This window comes from Vogesella aquatica, from assembly GCF_028548455.1.
Lineage (GTDB): Bacteria > Pseudomonadota > Gammaproteobacteria > Burkholderiales > Chromobacteriaceae > Vogesella > Vogesella aquatica.
Window position 1 is genome coordinate 96,336 of record NZ_JAQQLF010000005.1, and the last position, 13,632, is coordinate 109,967.

Annotated in this window: 14 protein-coding genes; 2 read left to right on the top strand and 12 right to left on the bottom strand. The window is 60.9% G+C overall.

Annotation, left to right across the window (positions count from 1 at the left end):
* Window positions 1–73: 73 nt before the first annotated feature.
* The 7 genes from phoU to PQU95_RS04625 form a co-directional block, all read right to left on the bottom strand.
* A complete protein-coding gene (gene phoU / locus PQU95_RS04595) occupies window positions 74–790 on the bottom strand; it encodes a phosphate signaling complex protein PhoU (protein ID WP_017508517.1) in 717 nt (238 codons plus the stop codon).
* A gap of 134 nt (window positions 791–924) precedes the next feature.
* The gene (rpiA, locus tag PQU95_RS04600) at window positions 925–1,587 is read right to left on the bottom strand and encodes a ribose-5-phosphate isomerase RpiA (RefSeq protein WP_017508516.1); all 663 of its coding nucleotides are present in this window, start codon (window positions 1,585–1,587) and stop codon (window positions 925–927) included.
* Window positions 1,588–1,615: 28 nt separating this feature from the next.
* Window positions 1,616–2,101, bottom strand: a complete 486-nt coding sequence (ispF, locus tag PQU95_RS04605) for a 2-C-methyl-D-erythritol 2,4-cyclodiphosphate synthase (RefSeq protein ID WP_272750904.1) — start codon at window positions 2,099–2,101, stop codon at window positions 1,616–1,618.
* A gap of 34 nt (window positions 2,102–2,135) precedes the next feature.
* Window positions 2,136–2,816, bottom strand: a complete 681-nt coding sequence (gene ispD / locus PQU95_RS04610; RefSeq protein WP_272750905.1) for a 2-C-methyl-D-erythritol 4-phosphate cytidylyltransferase — start codon at window positions 2,814–2,816, stop codon at window positions 2,136–2,138.
* Complete coding sequence (gene dnaQ, locus PQU95_RS04615; protein ID WP_272750906.1) at window positions 2,813–3,544, bottom strand: DNA polymerase III subunit epsilon; 732 nt, start codon at window positions 3,542–3,544, stop codon at window positions 2,813–2,815. The genes ispD and dnaQ overlap by 4 nt, the downstream gene beginning before the upstream one ends.
* A gap of 45 nt (window positions 3,545–3,589) precedes the next feature.
* Window positions 3,590–4,036, bottom strand: coding sequence for a ribonuclease HI (gene rnhA / locus PQU95_RS04620; RefSeq protein ID WP_017508512.1), 447 nt, complete (start codon window positions 4,034–4,036; stop codon window positions 3,590–3,592).
* Entirely contained in the window at window positions 4,029–4,790 is a 762-nt protein-coding gene (locus PQU95_RS04625) for a class I SAM-dependent methyltransferase (protein ID WP_272750907.1), read from the bottom strand. Before PQU95_RS04625 ends, rnhA begins: the two co-directional genes overlap by 8 nt.
* On the opposite strand from PQU95_RS04625, the gene gloB reads away from it, so the two are divergent.
* Together gloB and PQU95_RS04635 are read left to right on the top strand one after the other, a co-directional pair.
* Window positions 4,789–5,553 (top strand): hydroxyacylglutathione hydrolase, encoded by a 765-nt coding sequence (gene gloB / locus PQU95_RS04630; RefSeq protein WP_272750908.1) that lies wholly within the window; start codon window positions 4,789–4,791, stop codon window positions 5,551–5,553. The two genes, PQU95_RS04625 and gloB, sit on opposite strands and share 2 nt — an antisense overlap.
* A gap of 153 nt (window positions 5,554–5,706) precedes the next feature.
* Window positions 5,707–7,644, top strand: a complete 1,938-nt coding sequence (locus tag PQU95_RS04635; RefSeq protein WP_272750909.1) for a LysM peptidoglycan-binding domain-containing protein — start codon at window positions 5,707–5,709, stop codon at window positions 7,642–7,644.
* 137 nt (window positions 7,645–7,781) lie between these two features.
* Here the strand turns inward: PQU95_RS04635 and PQU95_RS04640 are convergent, their stop codons facing one another.
* From PQU95_RS04640 to hflX, 5 genes are all read right to left on the bottom strand, one after another.
* A complete protein-coding gene (locus tag PQU95_RS04640; protein WP_017508507.1) occupies window positions 7,782–9,077 on the bottom strand; it encodes an adenylosuccinate synthase in 1,296 nt (431 codons plus the stop codon).
* Window positions 9,078–9,108: 31 nt separating this feature from the next.
* Window positions 9,109–10,260 (bottom strand): ATP phosphoribosyltransferase regulatory subunit, encoded by a 1,152-nt coding sequence (locus PQU95_RS04645; RefSeq protein ID WP_017508506.1) that lies wholly within the window; start codon window positions 10,258–10,260, stop codon window positions 9,109–9,111.
* A 96-nt stretch (window positions 10,261–10,356) separates the two neighbouring features.
* Window positions 10,357–11,232 carry a protease modulator HflC gene (gene hflC, locus PQU95_RS04650; RefSeq protein WP_272750910.1) on the bottom strand — a complete coding sequence of 292 codons (876 nt, stop codon included), beginning with the start codon at window positions 11,230–11,232 and terminating at the stop codon, window positions 10,357–10,359.
* 12 nt (window positions 11,233–11,244) lie between these two features.
* Window positions 11,245–12,465 carry an FtsH protease activity modulator HflK gene (gene hflK, locus PQU95_RS04655; RefSeq protein WP_272750911.1) on the bottom strand — a complete coding sequence of 407 codons (1,221 nt, stop codon included), beginning with the start codon at window positions 12,463–12,465 and terminating at the stop codon, window positions 11,245–11,247.
* Complete coding sequence (gene hflX / locus PQU95_RS04660; protein WP_272750912.1) at window positions 12,452–13,588, bottom strand: GTPase HflX; 1,137 nt, start codon at window positions 13,586–13,588, stop codon at window positions 12,452–12,454. The genes hflK and hflX overlap by 14 nt, the downstream gene beginning before the upstream one ends.
* Between the last annotated feature and the right edge of the window lie 44 nt (window positions 13,589–13,632).

Below are 13,632 nucleotides of genomic sequence, written 5' to 3' on the forward strand. Positions count from 1 at the left end.
TTCTCTCTTGTCAGTAGGTCAATAAAAAACGGCGGTAACCGATGTTACCGCCGCTTGGCCCTGCTTGCCATGCTTATTGCGTGGCAGCATCACCCAGAGACTCGCGCTTTTTGTCTTCCAGCGAGGTGTGGCGAATGTCTTTGCCTTTCACCAGGTACACCACGTATTCGGAGATGTTTTTGGCGTGGTCACCGATACGCTCGATAGCCTTGCAGATGAACATGGTGTCGATGGACATGCTGATGGTGCGCGGGTCTTCCATCATGAAGGTCACCTGGGCACGCAGCTCGGAAGCGTAATCCTGGTCCAGCAGCAGGTCTTGCTCGGCCAGCTCGATGGCGGCGGTCGCATCCAGGCGGGCAAAGGCGTCCAGCGCACGGTGCAGCATGCCCAGGGCAACCTCGGCCATCTTGGCGGCTTCGCGAAAACGCGGTGCCGGGTAGCGGCCGGTCTGGTACATGGTGCGGCCAACGCGGGCAATCTTTTGCGCCTCGTCGCCGATGCGCTCCAGATCGGTAATGGTCTTGATCACGGTGATCACCATGCGCAGGTCACTGGCAGCCGGCTGGCGGCGCGCAATGATGTGCTGGCAGTCTTCGTCGATCTGCACTTCCAGCGCGTTAACCTTGGTATCGTCGGCCACCACTTTGTCCAGACGGTCGACATCGCCGCTTTGCAAAGCATCCATGGCGGCGCGGATTTGCTGCTCTACCAGCCCGCCCATCTGCAGCACACGGGTGCGGATGGTTTCGAGCTCCAGGTCAAACTGTTTGGAAATATGTTCAGGCATGGCAACCTCGTCGGGAATTGACTCAACACGTCATGATATGGCGGCCAGATGACAGTTATGTTTCATCCGCACAAAAAAGGCCGGCGCGGCGCTGGCTTGCCGCAGCAAACCCACACCGGGCCGGCCCACCGGGTTTAGCGCAGCTCTTTTACCCCGTCTGGCGTACCCAGCAGCAGTACGTCGGCACGACGCTGGGCAAACAGGCCGTTGGTGACCACACCCACGATCTGGTTGATCTGGTTTTCCAGTTTTACCGGCTCGGCAATCTGCAGGCCGTGTACGTCCAGAATGATGTTGCCGTTATCGGTGGTGACGCCCATGCGCCATTCCGGGTGGCCGCCCAGCTTCACCAGCTCGCGCGCCACGTGGCTGCGCGCCATCGGGATGACCTCTACCGGCAGCGGGAACTTGCCCATGATCTCCACGTACTTGCTCTGGTCGGCAATGCAGATGAACTGCTGCGCCACCGCGGCCACGATTTTTTCGCGTGTCAGCGCCGCGCCACCGCCCTTGATCATGTGCAGATGGTGGTTGACCTCGTCGGCGCCATCCACGTACACCGGCACTTCGTCCGGGCCCACGGTGTTCAGGTCGAATACCGGAATGCCGATGGCTTTCAGGCGCTGGGTGGATGCCTCGGAGCTGGAAACCGCGCCCTTGATGCGGCCCTTGATCTTGGCCAGCTCGTCGATGAAGAAGTTGACGGTGCTACCGGTACCCACGCCGACGATGCAGTCTTCCGGTACGAGCTTGACGGCAGCCTGGGCTACCAGTTGTTTCAGTTGGTTCTGGTCCATGGTGTAGCACTCCAAAAGGGAAAGAAAATCAGTTGGCGGGCACCAGCAGGCAGACGGCCTGCGTTTCTATTGCTTCGGCGCGGCCCAGGTAGCCCAGCTTTTCGTTGGTCTTGCCTTTTACGTTGACGCAAGCCACGTCGATATCCAGTAGCTGCGCAATGCGCACGCGGATGGCATCGATATGCGGCGCCAGCTTGGGGGCCTGGGCAATGATGGTGCTGTCCACGTTCACCAGCTGCCAGCCGGCGGCGCGCACGCGGCGCATGGCTTCTTGCAGCAGGACGCCGCTGTCGGCGCCTTTGAACGTGGGGTCGGTGTCAGGAAAATGGCGGCCAATGTCACCCAGCGCAGCAGCGCCCAGCACGGCGTCGGTAATGGCGTGCAGCAGCGCGTCGGCGTCCGAGTGGCCCAGCAGGCCTTTGTCATGCGGGATCGTCACCCCGCCCAGTATCAGCGGGCGGCCTTCTACCAGGCGGTGTACATCGTAACCCTGGCCTATGCGAAACGGTGTCATGTCTTGTCCTTGCAATGGTTGGCCGCAGCCGGTGTCAGGCGTGGCGCGCCGCCAGAATGGCCGCCGCCAGCGCCAGGTCACCCGGCCAGGTCACCTTGAAATTCTGCGCCTCGCCCACCACCAGCCGTGGCGCGTGGCCCAGCAGCTCGATGGCGGAGGCTTCGTCGGTAATGGCCGGGTTGGCCGCATCCTGCAGCGCTTCGGCCAGCAAACCGGCGCGGAACATTTGCGGGGTCTGTGCCAGCCACAGATTGTCGCGCGGCACGGTGGCGGCAATGCGGCCAACCTTGCCCTGCTTGACGGTGTCGGCTACCGGCTGCGCCAGAATGCCGCCGATGGCGTCGTCGCCCACTTCGTCCAGCAGGCGTTGCAGCGCGTCAGGGCTCAGGCAGCAGCGCGCGGCGTCGTGCACCAGCACCCAGTCGTCTTCGTCGGCGGCTAGCGCCGCCAGGCCATTGGCCACGCTCTGGGCACGGCTGGCGCCGCCTGCGCGCAGCACTTCCAGCTTGGCTTGCGGCCAACTGTAGCTGTCAAACCATTCGTCGCCGGGGGAAATCACCACTACTACGCGGTCTATGGCGGCACAGCCGCACAGTACGTTGACGGTGTGTGCCAGCAGTGGCTGGCCGTGTAGCAGCTGGTACTGCTTGGGCGTAGCAGTACCAAAACGGCTGCCATGGCCGGCTGCCGGTATCAGGGCAATACGCTGGCTCATGCGGCGGGCTCCGCCGGCGGCGGGTTTTCGATGCTGCGCCACAGGCAGCTGCCTTTCACGCTTTTATCCAGCAGGTCCAGGTAGGCCTGGTGCTCGGCCAGCTCGTCGGCGCTGGGCTGCAGCACGGCCAGCGGTTTGCGCTCGAAGGCCATGCGCATGCCGCTGGCGCTGTTGTCGTTTTCCGCCAGGCCGGCGTCCATCAGCAGGCTGTCCTGGCCACGCGTCATCCACAGGTAGACTTCGGACAACAGCTCGCAGTCGATCAGCGCGCCGTGGTAGGTACGGTTGCTGCGGTCAATCTCGAAGCGGTCGCACAGCGCGTCCAGGCTGTTGCGTTTGCCGGGAAAGTTGTCGCGCGCCATGGCCAGGGTGTCGATTACCCCGCCTGCCACTTTGGCCACCGGCGGCATGCCCAGGCGCTTGAACTCGGCATTCATGAAGCCCACGTCAAACGGGGCGTTATGAATGATGAGCTCGGCTCCATCGATAAAATCGACCAGCTGCTGCGCCACCTCGGCAAAACGCGGCTTGCCTTCCAGGCTGGCCAGCGAGATGCCGTGCACGCGCTCGGCGTCCGGGTCGATGTCACGCTCCGGGTGAATGTACAGGTGCAGGCTGCGGCCGGTCAGCTTGCGGCCTTCCATCTCCAGGCCGGCAAATTCGATAATGCGGTGGCCCTGGTTCGGGTCCAGGCCGGTGGTTTCGGTATCAAGAATGATCTGACGCATGATGGGCTTTCGGCAGGCAGCCTGACGGGCTGCCGCTAATACAGGCTAGCGCAGGCTTTCCACGCCGGCGTTGGCCAGCTGGTCTGCGCGTTCGTTGAATTCGTGGCCGGCGTGGCCTTTTACCCAGCGCCATTCTACGTGCGGGTGGCCATTACGCAGGGCGTCCAGCTGCTGCCACAGGTCGGCATTTTTTACCGGTTCCTTGCTGGCGGTCTTCCAGCCACGGGTTTTCCAGCCGTGTATCCACTCGGAAATGCCCTTTTGCACGTATTGCGAGTCGGTGTACACCACGATGCGGCACGGGCGCTTGAGCAGCTGCAGGCCCTGTATCACCGCCATCAATTCCATGCGGTTATTGGTGGTGCCGTGCTCGCCGCCGAACAGCTCTTTTTCCTGCCCTTTGTAACGCAGCAGCACACCCCAGCCACCAGGGCCTGGGTTGCCCTTGCAGGCACCATCGGGGTAAATCTCGACGATAGCGTCGTCACTCATGGCTTGTCTCGTTCGCTTGGGTTCGGTTAATGGGTTGGCGCTCGTTGCCGCTGGCCACTGCCAGCGACCTGGCCGGCTTGGCACGCTGCCAGCGCGGCATGATCAGGCGCATGCCGCGCTGGCGTTTTACCGCCACCACACCATAGACACCCGCCAGCTGCGGCCAGCAGTATTCGCCAGCCTGCTCCATGAAACGGCAGCGGGCCAGCCAGTCTGCGCGCGCGAAAGGCGGCGAGTATGCCATGAACCGGGTAGCGGTGGTTTCCAGTTGCAACAAAGTCATCCAGTCTTTCAGACGGCTGGTACCCACAAAATTGCCACACCAGGGCACGCGGCGGCGGCGGTACAGCAGCCGGCTGGCGCCCCATAATGAAAACGGGTTGAAGCCGGTCAGCACCAGCCGGCCCTCCGGCAACAGCACGCGCTCGGCCTCGCGCAGCACCTGGTGCGGCTCGCTAGTAAAATCCAGCGCGTGCGGCATCAGCAGCAGGTCCAGGCTTTTGCTGTCAAACGGCAGGTAGGCCGGGTCGCACACGACATCCGCCTGGCCATCCATGCCGGCATAGCCGTGCCAGGGTATGCGGTTGCAGGCCAGAAAGTCATAATCCACCAGGCCCAGCTGCACGGCACGGAAACCGAATATATCTGCCACCGCATGGTCAAAAAAGGCTTGCTCGCGGCATAGCAGATCGTGCCCCAGCGCGCTGCTGGCTAGCCAGTCCGCAAATTCTTCCATCGTTTCGGGATACATCATGGCCGACATGTTTCGCCTCGCCGCTATAAGCGCGTTTGCTGACAATTATATCTGGGTTTTGCACGACAACCGCCGTTCCATTGCAGTCGACCCGGGCGATGCCGCCCCGTTGCAAGCCTGGCTGTCGCGGCAGCAGTTACAGCTGGAGGCGGTGTGGGTTACCCACCACCATGCCGACCACATCGGCGGGCTGCCTGCCCTGCTCGCCGCGTGGCCGCAGCTGGCGGTATACGGGCCGGCGGACATCACGGGCGTGAACCACCCTTGCCGCCACGGTAGCACAGTTCCTGCCTTTGGCCGCGCGGCCCAGGTCATGGCTATACCGGGCCATACGGCCAACCATCTGGCTTTTTATCTGGCACCCCATCTGTTTTGTGGTGATACCTTGTTTGGTGCCGGTTGCGGGCGGGTATTCGATGGCACCATGACAGACCTGTTCCACTCGCTACGCAGCCTGGCCAGCCTGCCGCCAGACACACTGTGCTACCCGGCACACGAATACACCCTGTCCAATCTGGCCTTTGCGGCAGTGGTAGAGCCTGGCAACACCGCAATCATCACCCGCCAGCAACGCGACCAGGCCTGCCGTGCGGCCAACCAGCCTACCTTGCCTACCCTGCTGGCAGACGAACTGGCGACCAACCCCTTTCTGCGCATCACGCAGACCGCAGTACGCCACGCGGCCAAACAATATGCCGGGCATGAAATCACCAGCGAAGAAGACATTTTTGCCACACTCCGCTTATGGAAAAATAACTTTTAGACAAAAATATCAAGCAATTGTAAAAAATCACTAGCCAAGCTACTGAAACCTCTCTAAAAATCAGCAAAAATCAGGGCCTTGAGCACTTTTTATGACTTATTACTTGCTCAAGCCGTGTTAGCATCGCCCGCATAGAGAAAACAGGCCCCGCCCATGAAAAAGCTTACTCCGCTCGCATTGTCGGTCACCCTTGCGCTGTCCTTGCCCATGCTGGCTCATGCCAATAATGCCGCACCCGTTTACGACTACCCCGCAGGGAATGTCGACGATGGCCTGTCTGCCGGCTTGGACATGATGCTGCTGAATACCAGCCCGCTACGTAACGGTGACAGTGTGTGGACCCGTGCGCGGGAAGGCTTCCAGATGGCAGAGGTCAACCCGGAACTGGTTCGCCGCCACGAGCGCAACTTTGCCGGCAAGGCCGCCTACTTCAAGCGCACCATGGACCGGGGCCGCAAATACCTGTTTCACATCATGAACGAGGTAGAGCGCCGTGGCATGCCTACCGAAATCGCCTTTTTGCCTGTAGTCGAGAGTGCGTTCGTCCCCGGCGCCCAGTCGCAAGTCGGGGCCTCGGGCTTATGGCAATTCATGCCGGCCACCGGCCGCCAGTATGGCCTGGAGCAAACCTGGTGGTACGACGGCCGCCGTGATGTCACCGAATCTACCCGTGCCGCGCTGGACTACCTGCAAAACCTGTACACCATGTTCGGCGACTGGAGCCTGGCACTGGCTGCCTACAACTGGGGCGAAGGCAACCTGTCGCGCGCCATCGCAAAAGTGCGTGCCCGTGGCGAAGTGGAAACCTACGAAAACATCCAGATGCCCGCCGAGACACGCAACTACGTGCCCAAGCTGCTGGCCGTGCGCAACATCATGCTGGAGCCGGAAAAATTCGGCCTGAAACTGGACCCGTTCCCGAACAAACCCACCTTTGTGGCTACCAGCAACGGCCGCCACATGAATATCGATATTGCCGCCAAGCTGGCAGAGATGCCGGTAGCCGAATTCAAGGAGCTGAACCCGGCCTTCAACTTGCCGGTATATGCCCACAAGCCGGGCCGCCAGATGCTGCTGCCAGCCACCAAACTGCACAAGTTTGAAACCAATCTGGCCAAGTGGGACAAACCCCTGCTGACCTGGCAGGTCTTTGTGCCTGAAAATGATACGACGACGGGCGAGCTGGCCAGCCAGTTCGACATGAATCCGAACGAGCTGATCACCGCAAACAATCTGAAAGGCAGTGCGCTGGCGGCCGGCCGGCCGGTACTGGTCGCCCTGCGCAACAACAGCCCGGCCCCGGCACTGGAAAGCACAGACATCCCTGCCCAGCCAGCCGAGAGTGCCACGCTGGTAGCCTTTGCGGCCAACGCCGGGCCGATGGATACACCCAAAGCAGTCGCCGAGCCCGCCAAGCCGGCCCCGCAGCCTGACACCATCAAAACGGCCGAAGCTACGCCGCTACGTACCCTGCAAAAAGCCGAGCCCGCCCGCAGCGATGCTAGCCCGCGCCCCGAGCCCGCCACCGTGCGTGTTGCCACCCGCACCGAAGCTGTCGCAGCGCCTGGCCGCAACGAACCACGCTTCGAGCCGATTCGCGCCGAGCTGGTGAAGCCAGAGGTGGTCAAAGTGGCAGCCAAGGCCGAAACAGCTGGCTCGCTGGGAGACAACATTCCGGTGAGCAACCCGGATAAAGTCGTGAGCGCCAGCGCCAGCCTGCACACTGTGGCTGCTGGCGATACGCTGTACAATATTTCACGGCGCTACAGCATGAGTGTCACCGACTTGCGTAGCCTGAACAGCCTGCAGGACGACACGGTCAAACTGGGTCAGATACTGAAAGTGATCGGTACCAGCAGTAACGCTGTGGCTAGCGCCACCGATAGCAGCGCCCTGCGCCCGGCATCCTACAGCCGCCCGGCCACAGCAGTGGTAGCAGTAGACTATGTTGTGCAGCGCGGCGATACGGTGTTCAGCATTGCCCGCAAGTTTGGCGTAGCCCATACCGACATCCTGCGCTGGAACAACCCGGAACAGCTGGCCAACTTGCAACCAGGGCAGAAAGTACGCGTGCAGAATACCGGACTCTGAGCGCCCCCGCCTGTGCTGAAAAGCCCCTTGCCTACGCAGGGGGCTTTTCTCTCACCAGCGGTAGCACGCAAAAAAAGCCCGTCACATGGACGGGCTTTTTGTTACACCGCACCGGCAGAGCCGGCACTATCAGACCATTACAGGCCGAACGGGTGGCGCAGTACGATGGTTTCTTCGCGATCCGGGCCGGTAGACACGATATCGATCGGCGCACCGCAAACTTCTTCGATGCGCTTCAGGTAGGCCTGGGCGTTAGCCGGCAGGTCTTCCCAACGCTTGGCACCTACCGAGCTGTCGCTCCAGCCTGGCATGGTCTCGTAGATCGGCTCACAGCGGGTTACGGCGTCGGAACCGAATGGCAGGATGTCTACCACTTCGCCATTCAGCTTGTAACCTACGCACAGCTTGATCTCTTCCAGGCCGTCCATCACGTCCAGCTTCATCACGCACAGGCCGGACACACCGTTGATCTGGATGGAACGCTTCAGTGCAGCTGCATCAAACCAGCCACAGCGGCGCGGGCGGCCGGTAACGGAACCGAACTCGTTGCCACGCTTGGCCAGGAAAGCGCCAATATCGTTTTCCTGCTCGGTAGGGAACGGGCCGGAACCCACGCGGGTAGCGTAGCCCTTCACAATGCCCAGTACGTAGTTCAGCATCTGTGGTGCCACGCCGGCACCCGGTGCTGCTGCACCGGCTACACAGTTAGACGAGGTCACGTACGGGTAGGTACCGTGGTCGATGTCCAGCAGGGTGCCTTGCGCGCCTTCGAACAGGATAGGCACACCGGCCTTGTCCAGGTCGTGCAGGATGCGCGACACATCGGCCACCATCGGCTTGATGCGCTCGGCTTGCTGCATGGTGTTGGCCAGGATGGTGTCGAAGTCTACCGGCTGGGCATTGAACAGCTTGGTCAGCAGGAAGTTGTAGTACTCGACGTTTTCTTTCAGCTTGGCCACAAAACGGTCGGTATCAAACAGGTCGATCACCTTCAGCGCGCGGCGCGCTACCTTGTCTTCGTAGCACGGGCCGATACCACGGCCGGTGGTACCGATCTTGGCATCGCCTTTGGCGGCTTCGCGGGCCTGGTCCAGCGCAATGTGATACGGCAGGATCAGCGGGCAACCTTCGGCGATCTTCAGGCGGGCCGATGCGTTGACACCAGCGGCTTCCAGCTCGTCGATCTCTTTCAGCAGTGCCTCTGGCGACAGCACGACACCGTTGCCGATGAAGCATTCCACGCCATCACGCAGGATGCCGGACGGTACCAGGCGCACCACGGTTTTCTTGCCGTTTACCCACAGGGTATGGCCCGCGTTATGACCACCCTGAAAACGCACTACCGCACGGGCGTGGTCTGTCAGCCAGTCAACAATCTTGCCCTTGCCCTCGTCACCCCACTGGGTACCGATTACCACGACATTCTTGGACATTGGAAAAAACCTCTTCTCTTCAGAAATCACATTACTTGAAAGGCACAAGCTGCCATTCGCCCGATACCAGGACCAGTTCGCGGTCGCAGTTCAGCGCTTCGGCAGATTCACCCAGATAGTCGATGATGACCCGCTCGCCAGCGGCGCGCAGTTCAGTCACTTTGCCTGCAGCCATCGGCAACAGGCGGGCAGCCAGTTTGACGCCCTGCACGCTGTCTTTTTGCGGCAGGATGCGCACCAGATCACGCAGGTCCAGGCTGAAACCGGTGGCAGGACGGGCGCGGCCAAAACGGCGGCCAACGTTGTCGTAACGGCCACCACGCGCCAGCGCCTCGGACCAGCCAGGCGCGTAGGCGGCAAACATCAGGCCGGTATGGTAGGCATCGCCACGCAGCTCGGCCAGGTCAAAGCTCAGCTGTACGCGATCACCCACCGCCGCAGCAATGGCTGACAGCTGCATCAGCGCCAGCTCGATCTCCGGCAGCGATGGCAGGCGCGAACGCGCTTTATCCAGAATGCTGGCCGGGCCGTACAGCTCCGGCAGGGCCAGGAAGGCACTGCGGTATGGCTCGGCCACGCCAGCAACCATCTCGCTGATGGTGGCAACGTCTTTCGCTTGCAGCGCGGCAAACAGCTCGCGCCCCTGCTCGGCAGACAGGCCTGCAGCCGCCGCCAGGCCACGGTAAATGCCGATATGACCTACATCCAGCCGCACCTGGCTCACGCCAACCTGCTGCAGGACGTCCAGCATCAGGCCGATGATTTCCACATCGGCCTCGATACCGGCGTAGCCGTATAACTCGGCACCTACCTGCAGCGGCTCGCGCGAGCTCATCAGGCCGGATGGCCGGGCGTGCACAACACTACCGGCGTAACACAGGCGGGTAACGCCGGTACGGGCTGATAGCAGGTGCGCATCTATACGCGCCACCTGAGGCGTGATATCGGCACGCAGACCCAGCTGACGGCCGGACAGATGGTCGTCCAGCTTGTAGGTTTTCAGGTCCAGCGTTGCATCGTCGCTAGACACCAGGGCATCGGCGTACTCCACCAGTGGCGGGAGTACCAGTTCGTAGCCGGACAGGCGAAACAGGTCCAGCATGGCCGATTTTGCGCTTTCTACCTGGCGGGCAGTAGCGGGCAAAATATCGGCAATATGTTCGGGCAGCAGCCAGTTACGCATTGTTTTTTGCACACAAGAAAAGGCGGGATGCGTGATCCCGCCTTGTTTTTATCGCAACCCGGCACGTGCCGGGCTGTCGCAAGTCACACCATTTTATCAGCGTGGCTTCGGTTGCGCATTCTTGAAATACTTGAAGAATTCTGAACTTGGGTCCAGAACCATCACGTCGCTCTTGTTGCGGAAGGTTTGCTTGTACGCATCCATGCTCCGCCAGAAGGCATAGAACTCCGGATTCTTGCCATAAGCCTGGGCGTAAATCGCTGCAGCCTTGGCGTCGCCCTCGCCCTTGATGGCCTGAGCCTTGCTATAGGCTTCAGCCAGCACCACCTCGCGCTGACGGTCGGCATCGGCACGAATACGCTCGGCTTCGGCTGCGCCTTCACTGCGCAGCTGGTTGGCTACCGTGCGGCGTTCGGAGTTCATGCGCTCGTAAACCGAAGTGCTGATTTTATCCGGAAAATCCACGCGCTTTAAGCGGACATCGAGAATTTCCATACCGATTTTCTGCGCATCAACGTTGGCACGCTTGCGCACCAGCTCCATCACCTCGTCACGCTTGCCGGAAATCACGTCGGCAACGGTTTTCTGGCCGAACTCGGCACGCAGGCCATCATTGATGGTCTGACGCAGGCGCTGCACGGCTACCGTCTCGTTGCCCCCTACGCTCTTGTAGAACTGCTCTACATCGCGTACGCGCCATTTCACAAAGCTATCCACCAGCACGTTTTTCTTCTCGCGGGTGTTGAACAGCTCGGGTGCTTCCGGGTCGATGGTCTGGATACGCCGATCGAAGAAACGCACGTTTTGCAGCATTGGCACCTTGAACTGGATGCCAGGCTCTTTCACCACGCGCACCACCTCACCAAACTGGAACACCATGGCGAACTGGCGCTGGTCTACGGTGTACAGCGAGCCGGATGCCAGCAGCAAAGCGCCGGCGATACCCAGTACTACAGGAAAGAAACGATCCATCTTGCTATCCTTTTAGCGGCCACGAACAACGTCGCGCTCTACCGGCGGGCGTGCCATGTTCTGGTTGGGCTGGGCAGCCGGGGCGGCCGTATCGGCGGCCGGCGCAGCAGGGGCAGGCTTGGCCTCGGCAGCTTTATCACTGGCAGTTTGCTGCATCAGCTTGTCCAGCGGCAGGTAAAGCAGGTTGCTACCGGCTTTCTGGTCTACATACACCTTGCTGCTATTGGTCAGCACTTGCTGCATCATGTCCAGATACAGGCGGTCACGCATCACTTTCGGTGCTTTGCCGTACTCGGCCAGCACGCTCTGGAAGCGGGCTGCATCACCCTCGGCGGTGGAAATCACACGCTGGCGGTAACCATCGGCCTCTTGCGCCAGGCGCGCTGCCAGGCCCTGGGCTTTAGGAATGACCTCGTTGGCGTAGGCCTGGCCTTCGTTACGCAGCTTTTCCTTGTCCTGCCCGGCTTTTACCGCGTCGTCAAAGGCGGCAATTACCGGCTCTGGCGGCTGCACATCGTTGATGTTGACCTTGGCGATGCGCACCCCCATGCCGTAGCGGTCCAGAATCTCCTGCATGATGCGCTGGGTATCCACAGCAATCTGGCCACGGCCTTCGTTCAGCACGAAGTCCACTTTGTTGCGGCCAACCACTTCACGGATAGCCGTTTCCGCAGCCTGTTTCACCACATCCTGAGCACCCTCTTCCAGGGCCAGGTTGTTGAACAGGAATTCGCGCGCATCCTTGATATCGTATTGCACCGAAAGCTGTACATCGATGATGTTCTGGTCTTCGGTCAGCATCAGCGACTCTTCTTCGACACGGCTCTTGGCCGAGCCGCGATAGCCGATTTCGACACTGCGTACTTCGGTGAGATTGACGATCTCTACCTGCTCGAACGGATAAGGCGCATGCCACTGCAGGCCGGAATCGCTGATACGGTCGTAGCTACCCAGGCGCAGCACCACGCCCTGCTCGCGCGCATCTACCACGTAGAAGCCGCTGGCCAGCCACAAGCCGCCCAGAATGGCCACAATCCCGGCAGCGCCAAACTTCATGCCACGCTCGGAAGGCATGCCGCCATTGCCGCCGCCAAAACCATTATTGCCGCCCGGCTGCGCAGGCTTGCCGCCCAGCAGGCGTGACAGCTTCTGGTTCAGCTGGCGAAAGATTTCTTCCAGATCCGGCGGGCCGTCGTCAGGACGCTTGCCGCGGTTATCGTCATTCTGTGCCATAGTGATCTACTTTTTCTGTGGTTTGCGAGTGAGTCGTTGCCAACGCCCGTTCGGCAATGGCTTCACGCAGGAGTTCCAGGCCAGCGCCGGACAGTGCCGAAACCCGTACGCCCTCTACCGCGCCGTATTCGTCGTACAGGATGGCGGGGGGCAAACCCCGCAGGTCGGTCTTGTTCCACACCATCAGCTGCGGTACGTGATCGGCACCGATTTCTTTCAGTACTTTATTGACCTCTTCTACCTGCCGCTCGCGCATGGGGTTGGCCGCATCGACCACATGCAGCAGCAAATCGGCAGAGATGGTTTCTTCCAGCGTGGCACGGAAGGAGGCCACCAGCGAGTGAGGCAAATCGCGGATAAAGCCGACGGTATCTGACAATACGATGGATACATCGGTATTGATGAACAGGCGACGGCTGGTGGTGTCCAGCGTGGCAAACAGCTGGTCGGCCGCGTAGGCACCAGCCTTGGTCAGGCCATTGAACAATGTCGATTTGCCCGCGTTGGTATAGCCAACAATGGAGACGGACGGCAAACCGGAGCGGTCGCGGCTGCGCCTTTGTGTTTTGCGCTGCTTTTGCACGGTAGCCAGGCGGTCTTTCAGTGCCTTCACGCGCAAGCCCAGCAAGCGGCGATCGGTTTCCAGCTGGGTTTCACCCGGACCACGCATACCGACACCACCCTTCTGGCGCTCCAGGTGCGTCCAGCCGCGCACCAGGCGGGTGGACATATGCGTCAGTTGTGCCAGCTCTACCTGCAGCTTGCCTTCGTGACTGCGCGCACGCTGGGCAAAAATGTCCAGAATCAGGGTGACACGGTCTATTACCCGGCACTGCAGTACGCGTTCCAGGTTACGCTCCTGCCCCGGCCCCAGGGCGTGGTTGAAGATCACCACATTGGCATCGGTAGCTTTGACCAGCGCAGCGATTTCTTCCACCTTGCCCTTACCGGCAAACAAGGCGACATCCGGGCGCTGGCGCTTGCCCTTGATCAGGCCGGTCACCGCGACACCGGCGCCTTTTATCAGCTCCAGGCACTCGCTGACGCCATCTTCATAATCCGCCTCGCCAAAGTCGAGACTTACCAGTACTGCTTGGTCACCAAGATCAGGACGATCAAACACGCAGGGGACTTTCAATAAATAAGGCTGACCAGCATACGCCGGCC

Bases quoted from the DNA above. Each gene is read 5' to 3' on its own strand.
- phoU (WP_017508517.1), bottom strand. From the start codon at position 790: ATGCCTGAACATATTTCCAAACAGTTTGACCTGGAGCTCGAAACCATC.
- rpiA (WP_017508516.1), bottom strand. From the start codon at position 1,587: ATGGACCAGAACCAACTGAAACAACTGGTAGCCCAGGCTGCCGTCAAG.
- ispF (WP_272750904.1), bottom strand. From the start codon at position 2,101: ATGACACCGTTTCGCATAGGCCAGGGTTACGATGTACACCGCCTGGTA.
- ispD (WP_272750905.1), bottom strand. From the start codon at position 2,816: ATGAGCCAGCGTATTGCCCTGATACCGGCAGCCGGCCATGGCAGCCGT.
- dnaQ (WP_272750906.1), bottom strand. From the start codon at position 3,544: ATGCGTCAGATCATTCTTGATACCGAAACCACCGGCCTGGACCCGAAC.
- rnhA (WP_017508512.1), bottom strand. From the start codon at position 4,036: ATGAGTGACGACGCTATCGTCGAGATTTACCCCGATGGTGCCTGCAAG.
- gloB (WP_272750908.1), top strand. From the start codon at position 4,789: ATGGCCGACATGTTTCGCCTCGCCGCTATAAGCGCGTTTGCTGACAAT.
- PQU95_RS04625 (WP_272750907.1), bottom strand. From the start codon at position 4,790: ATGATGTATCCCGAAACGATGGAAGAATTTGCGGACTGGCTAGCCAGC.
- PQU95_RS04635 (WP_272750909.1), top strand. From the start codon at position 5,707: ATGAAAAAGCTTACTCCGCTCGCATTGTCGGTCACCCTTGCGCTGTCC.
- PQU95_RS04640 (WP_017508507.1), bottom strand. From the start codon at position 9,077: ATGTCCAAGAATGTCGTGGTAATCGGTACCCAGTGGGGTGACGAGGGC.
- PQU95_RS04645 (WP_017508506.1), bottom strand. From the start codon at position 10,260: ATGCGTAACTGGCTGCTGCCCGAACATATTGCCGATATTTTGCCCGCT.
- hflC (WP_272750910.1), bottom strand. From the start codon at position 11,232: ATGGATCGTTTCTTTCCTGTAGTACTGGGTATCGCCGGCGCTTTGCTG.
- hflK (WP_272750911.1), bottom strand. From the start codon at position 12,465: ATGGCACAGAATGACGATAACCGCGGCAAGCGTCCTGACGACGGCCCG.